The sequence below is a fragment of the Orenia sp. genome (genome assembly GCF_055140805.1).
Genome location: NZ_JBSQYM010000158.1, coordinates 1 through 6473 on the forward strand (window position 1 = coordinate 1; position 6473 = coordinate 6473).

Here is a 6473-nt window from a genome sequence, read left to right on the forward strand (position 1 = left end):
TAAACCCCAATAAAAAGAAGTTTTACACACACTCATGGCTCACACTCGACACAAAGTGTCCCACTATCTATTGTTTCATTCTAAAGTTGGATGACTATAGCTAAACTTCATATAAATAATATTATCAATTGTTAAAAGACTTTTAAATCCAACTGGATATTTCAATGTCAAGGTACAAGATATTAGTGTCTCCACTCTATTTTTACTTTTTTTTTATTTTTAGTAATTTTTTTCCTAATTTGAGTCTATTAAAGAAGACTCTCAGCTCTATATTCTAAGAATTTACTTCTACATTAATAATTAAATTTGTTGGACAAGTTATTTCTTTTTTAAACTTTTGGAAAAATAAAGGGTGTATGATGTTAAATCAAGGTTATAATAAAAATCAATAACACTAGCTTTTTGCTTGGATTTAACAGATTAATCTTTTCATTCAAAAATTCATAGGTAATAATTTTTGATTAATTTGCGCCCTGAGGGAGGTGTCACTGGAGAAATACTCTTAGTGTGCATCAAGGACGCCGTATTAGGGGGTTTCTGTATAAGTAAATTAATATAGTACCTATAAATACAATTAAAATTGTATTTATAGAGAATAAAACAAACTATTATTAACTTATACCATTCCCTAATAATATCATAGGTCATGTTCTTAAAAGGTTATAACTATCTCTAATCATAGGTCAATAAACCTCTCTTGATAAATAAAATCTATTTATGGATATTATAACAAAATTTATTACCCCTTTCAAGTCTTTTCCTTTTTATTGAGGAAAAAAATGCATTTATTAGTTAAAATAATTATGATATAATAATAAATTACCTTACTCATTTTAAAACTAAACAATCATTAACACCTAACCCTGTTATTTAGCTAAAATTTAAAGTAGAAACAATAAAGAAAAATTATATAAATTTAATATTTAGGAAGTAATAACAGGATATTTATATTCCAATAATTATTGTTCATTTTTATAGAAAAAAAGATTCAGAGGATTTTTATAAAATAAATCAAAATAATAGAGATAATAAAAATCGTCAAATAACTCCAAATATCAGTAAGAAAACCCCTTTATTAACTACAAAAGAATCATATTGCCTATTATACTAGCTAACTATTAAAAAAATGTTAAATTTAAATTAATATATTGTAAAAATCCATCCAATTAATAAACATAAGACAGCTAATTGGATATATAGATAAAAAACTCTAGAATGAAACAATAGAAAGATAGTGTGACACTTTTTGGAATCTGGAATCAGTAGTCAGGAATCAGTTATAAACACTGATTCCAGATTCCCGATTCCTGACACGAAAGTATCACTTTTTCTCTATAATGATATATTTAAATTTTATTCTAAAGTTAAATGACTCTAGATTATAGTCACTATACTAACTTAATCATACTTGCCATCCTTCCAGTCTTACCTTGATCTCGGCGATAAGAGAAGAATAAGTCTGAATTACAACAAGTACATAATTCACTTTGAATAATATTTTCAGTCTTTACTCCTATCTCCTCTAACTGGACTTGATTGGCTAAAGCCATATTTAATCTCCACCGATCTTTTCCATCTTCTTTAATCAATTCTTGCCAATTATTAAAATTTTCTTTTAATGGCTCAATAACTCTAGAATCTACTTGATAGCAACACTGACCAATGGCAGGAGCAATTCCAACTAAAATATCCTCTGGAATTGTTTGATATACCTCTTTCATCTTTAAAACAGTCTTCTGTGCTATCTTTAATACTGTACCTTTCCATCCAGCATGAGCCAAACCGATAGCTTTTTTAACTGGATCTAAGATTAAGATTGGCGTACAATCTGCATAATAAGAGGTTAATAAGATTCCAGGCTCATTAGTAATCAATGCATCAGTGTCTTCAATAGCAGTCTGATAATCTAAAGCACCTTTTCCTTTATCATTACTGCTAATAACCTTAATCTGATCACTATGTATCTGCTTTGCTGCTACCAATTCTTTAGAGTCATAATTTAATATATTAGAAATCAACCTCCTATTCTCTAATATATCATCTTCTTTATCAGCCACATGAAGCCCCAAATTCAATTCAGCATAATCCTCTTGACTGACTCCACCTAGCTTGCTAGTAAAAGCATGCTCTACTAAAGCTGTCTTTTCAAACTCCTCAATAATATAATACTTCACTCCAGAACTATCTCTTAATTTAAAGATTTTAATCTCCTCCTCTTTTAAATTCAGTAAATGGTAATAAGTGACAAGTGACGAGTAAAACAATGATTATTATCAAACTTCTTCATTCTTCTTTAATTCATCTAAAATCCCCAATATCTCAGGAACTCTCTCTTTAATCTTATCAGAAGAATAATTATCTACAAGAGGTAATAGTGAAACTTGTTTATCTTGATTGATTATAATTAAAGCCTTGGGATTTAAATATGCCCCACATCCACCACTCTTACTATTTCCTATTCCAAAACCTAACATAGTATCGATTACTGGAATAAAAGTCATATCCTCTATCTGATAAGGTGCACCAATTATCTCATGGCTCTTTATCATATTCTCTAGCTTATCTAAAGTTTTTCTCTGCTTTGACAATATCTTTTCCTCCTTCAGGATTTATAAATTTCCACCTTTCAACATGATCAATAGTTAAAGATATCTAAAACTATTCTACTCTAGTTTACTTAATTTATGATAAGTAGCTATAAAAAAAAGAGCAACATCTGCCGCTCTTTACTCTAAGGATCTAACTTGACCCTTCCAGCTATCAAATAATTCTTCTTTACTCATTTTATCATTTAAATATTCTATATAATCATTAGAAAAGAAATTATACAAAATATAATCACTATCTTTACCTAACTTAACAGCACCATCATACAATTGCTCAGCTAATATATTATTATCTAAATTATTTAGAACAGACTCCTTTGGCATTATTGTATCGTTATATTTATATAGCTCAAATGCTACCTTATCAGATGCCAAGTAGTTCATTACCTTCTTTACTACCTCTTTATCACTTAACATAACCCATTGCTGGCCTCCCATAGGAGAAAAACGCCCTTCACTACCTCTAGGAATTAGAGCTATCCTAAATTCCTGACCCAATTCCTTTAAAGCAGGTATTACCCAAGGACCATTGAGCATCATAGCTACCTCCCCTTCACGGAACCTTCTTATCATCTGCTCATAAAAAGTATCCTTAAAATCAGGTAGCAATCCAGACTGATATAACTCTTTAAATGAATTAGCAACCTTTATAAATGAATCATGCTCTAAATTTTGACTTAAAAAGTCTCTATCTTCCCCACCAAAAAAAGGGCTCATCCACCATCCTGAGTTCAGTGGAACAAATGCAGCATACCTCTTTATTCTATTGGAAGAAAATCCTTCCTCCCCATATCTCTTTCCTTGATTATCAATTGTATAAGTCCTTATATAAGTAATAAATTCATCAATAGTCCTTGGTGGACTTGCTATAATCTCTGGATTATAAAATAGTAATAGACAGTCAACAGCTTGAATAACCACCCGATCATGAATAACATAGTCTTTAAACCAATTTGGCATCTTGATATCAACTCTAGCTATATCTACCTCTTTGCCAGATTTTAAAAACTCTTCTATCCTAGTAAAATGGTTAGAAAATGGTATGTTTAATATATTAAATTTTACAAAATGAAATCTTTCATATTTAGTCAATACTTTCATCAACCCCGAAACCTCTTCTTCTTCCATCTGAACAATTATATTGATCTCTTCTCTTGGGAGAAATATATATAACAAAAGCAAGATAATAATTAATATAAGAGCTATACTTCTCAGCTTCAAGCAACTCCCTCCCCTTGACTTTTATAAACTTCTATAATCTTATCACTATTCTCTATAAAGGTATCAACTATCTTGGGGTCAAAATGTTTACCACTCTCTGAGCTTATAATCTCAAAAGCCCGCTGAAAAGTAAAAGCCTCTTTATATGGTCTTTGGGACTTTAACGCATCAAAGACATCACAAATAGCTACTATCCTACTTTCATAAGGAATCTCTTCACCCTTTAGCCCTTGAGGATAACCACTTCCATCCCACCACTCATGGTGAGTTAATGAGATATTTGCAGCAACTTGGAAGAAGGTATGATTAATTTCAGATAAAATATTATATCCTGCACGGCAATGCTCCTTCATCTTTTCAAACTCTGTACTAGTTAGTTTGCCTGCTTTAAGTAGAATACTATCAGGAATTGCTATCTTCCCTAAGTCATGTAATTTAGCAGCATTCTCTAGTATAAGTAGATCCTCTTCTTCTATTTTAAGTGCTTGTCCTATTATTTTAGCTACTTCACTAACCCGATTAATATGAGCCCCAGTGACATCATCACGATATTCAGACATCTCTCCTAATAGGAACAATACTTTATTGATTAAATTTTGATTCTGTTCTAAATACTCTTCCTTCTCTTCATTAACTAAAGAGATATCCCTACATAGGTTATTGAGCAAATCTTCAGTATTATCTTCTAAACTATCAGTTCTTTTTTCAACCAATGATAAGAATTCAAACTTATTTATCTTGCATGCAATTAACTTCTCTGTTAAGGTAAGTACCTCCCACAAAGAGTTATTTGTACTCTTAATCATCTGGTTATTATGCTTAAGCTCATTAGCATATTTATAATTACTCTTAAATAAATCTTCTAAAGTATAAGCAATCTTATCAATCTCTGTTATTCCAGTAGAAGGCAATTTACTTTCCTTTTTAACTCCTTTAATAGCCCTCTTTCCTATAAAATAAGCAGTCTCAGAAAACCTAGTAATATTTTCAGAAATCCCCCTACTAAAACGTTCCACAAAATAAAGTGTTAACAATATAGTTATGCTTAAGACCATTATAAGCTTTAATAGACTAACCTTTAGTATATTTAATAAATTTAATTCTAAATCTATAGCTAAATAGAAGGGATAAATAACATAAGGACTATCGTTCTTTCCAATAAAGTAATAATCAAAGCCCTCTCTAATTACCTTATCTCTACTATAGAAATCTAGGTCTTTAAAATCTTTATCACTTGTAAATATCTCTTCATACAATACTGAATAAAGCCTATAAGGTACCTGAAGACTGATTACATCATTTACCTTTTTAACCATATTTGTTAGATTTATTGTATATAATGCTGGTCTACCATCTTCTAGCTTATAAACATATAAGTCATCATCTACAACCTTTGAATATCTATCCATCCCTCCTGTTTCTCTTAGCTTTACAAGTATATTTTTAGGAAATTTGTCAAAATACTTAGGAGTGGTCGAAATGATAACTTGATTCAATTCCCTTTCTAAATATTCAAAAAATAATGAACTTAATGTCCCATATAAATTTGATTTTATTGTAATTGCTTGATTCCATTCATAATAAACCAGACCAGGAATCAAGAGCAAAGACATAATCAACAGAGCAGATAATATCTTTTTAGTCAAAATAAATTTAAAACTATTAATAGTCAGTATAACCACCTCAAGTAACCAAAGATATGGTTAATATTTAATAAAAACAATCTATTCTAATAATTAACCTTTTAACATTATTAAACAAAAAAACAAAAATCCCTTTTTTATTTACTTAATCTCACCATAATCTCGGTTAATTTTAATCTAATAGCAAAAAATTAAAATTATAGTAAAGTTGAATGACAGTAGATAGGAAAAATTCGTTTGGGTATTTTTCCATCACAAAGAGTTCAAATAACTCGTAGGACGAGTGATAAGTAATGAGCTAAAATCAAAAACAAAAAATACTATAAATTTCTTTTTAGAGTTGTTTGTCTATATAGGTTCGTGAATCTAGAATAAAATTTAACCATAACGCTATATGGAGATAATAGTACACTTTCGTATCAGGAATCGGGAATCTGGAATCAGTCTGTTTTACTGATAACTGCTTCCTGACTCCTGATTCCTAAAACAGTCCCAATATATCCATTAAGTTTCATTTTGAATTCACATACCTATATACATTAAAGCTCTTCATTGATTTTATATTGAATACATTAATTTAGAAAGAAAAGAATTGAAAATTGAAGAATTGGATAAATTATTAACAGGAGGGGATTTAATGGATAAAAAGCTGGACTTTAAGAAAAATAAGATGGAAGTTGCTAAAGAGATGGCAGAAATCCAATCAAAGAGAGTTCTAGAAAAAGTTGATGCCTTCGCAATGAATGAGCATCGTAAAGATCCTAAAGGTGTTCCTCCTGTTCAAAGAAATGATTTAGGAATTGGCACTAAATAAAGAAAGTCAGGCTCTATAGGGTACATTTTAAAAAGAGCCTGACTTTCTTTATAGATCTATGAATTTAAAAATTAGACTTAATGGGATATAGCGACACTTTTTATAAGTGTAAGTTGGTGTGGGAGTGTGAGTGAAATTCAATAGAAAGGCACTTCACACACACTCAAACCTGTCTCTTATACACATCTC

Annotated in this window: 5 protein-coding genes; 1 reads left to right on the top strand and 4 read right to left on the bottom strand. The window is 30.1% G+C overall.

The annotated features are described in order from the left end of the window. Nucleotides 1-1388 precede the first annotated feature (1388 nt). The 4 genes from pgeF to ACTCDL_RS13180 all read right to left on the bottom strand — a co-directional run bounded on the left by pgeF (nucleotide 1389) and on the right by ACTCDL_RS13180 (nucleotide 5473). Nucleotides 1389-2174: a peptidoglycan editing factor PgeF gene (gene pgeF, locus ACTCDL_RS13165; protein ID WP_463177573.1), complete on the bottom strand. Its 786-nt coding sequence runs from the start codon at nucleotides 2172-2174 to the stop codon at nucleotides 1389-1391. A gap of 99 nt (nucleotides 2175-2273) precedes the next feature. Further along, the gene (locus ACTCDL_RS13170; RefSeq protein ID WP_463177577.1) at nucleotides 2274-2588 is read right to left on the bottom strand and encodes a GerW family sporulation protein; all 315 of its coding nucleotides are present in this window, start codon (nucleotides 2586-2588) and stop codon (nucleotides 2274-2276) included. A 138-nt stretch (nucleotides 2589-2726) separates the two neighbouring features. Further along, entirely contained in the window at nucleotides 2727-3827 is a 1101-nt protein-coding gene (locus ACTCDL_RS13175) for an extracellular solute-binding protein (RefSeq protein WP_463177581.1), read from the bottom strand. Further along, entirely contained in the window at nucleotides 3824-5473 is a 1650-nt protein-coding gene (locus ACTCDL_RS13180) for an HD-GYP domain-containing protein (RefSeq protein WP_463177588.1), read from the bottom strand. The genes ACTCDL_RS13175 and ACTCDL_RS13180 overlap by 4 nt, the downstream gene beginning before the upstream one ends. A 634-nt stretch (nucleotides 5474-6107) precedes the next feature. On the opposite strand from ACTCDL_RS13180, the gene ACTCDL_RS13185 reads away from it, so the two are divergent. Then, a complete protein-coding gene (locus ACTCDL_RS13185; RefSeq protein ID WP_463177592.1) occupies nucleotides 6108-6284 on the top strand; it encodes a hypothetical protein in 177 nt (58 codons plus the stop codon). The last annotated feature ends 189 nt before the right edge of the window (nucleotides 6285-6473 follow it).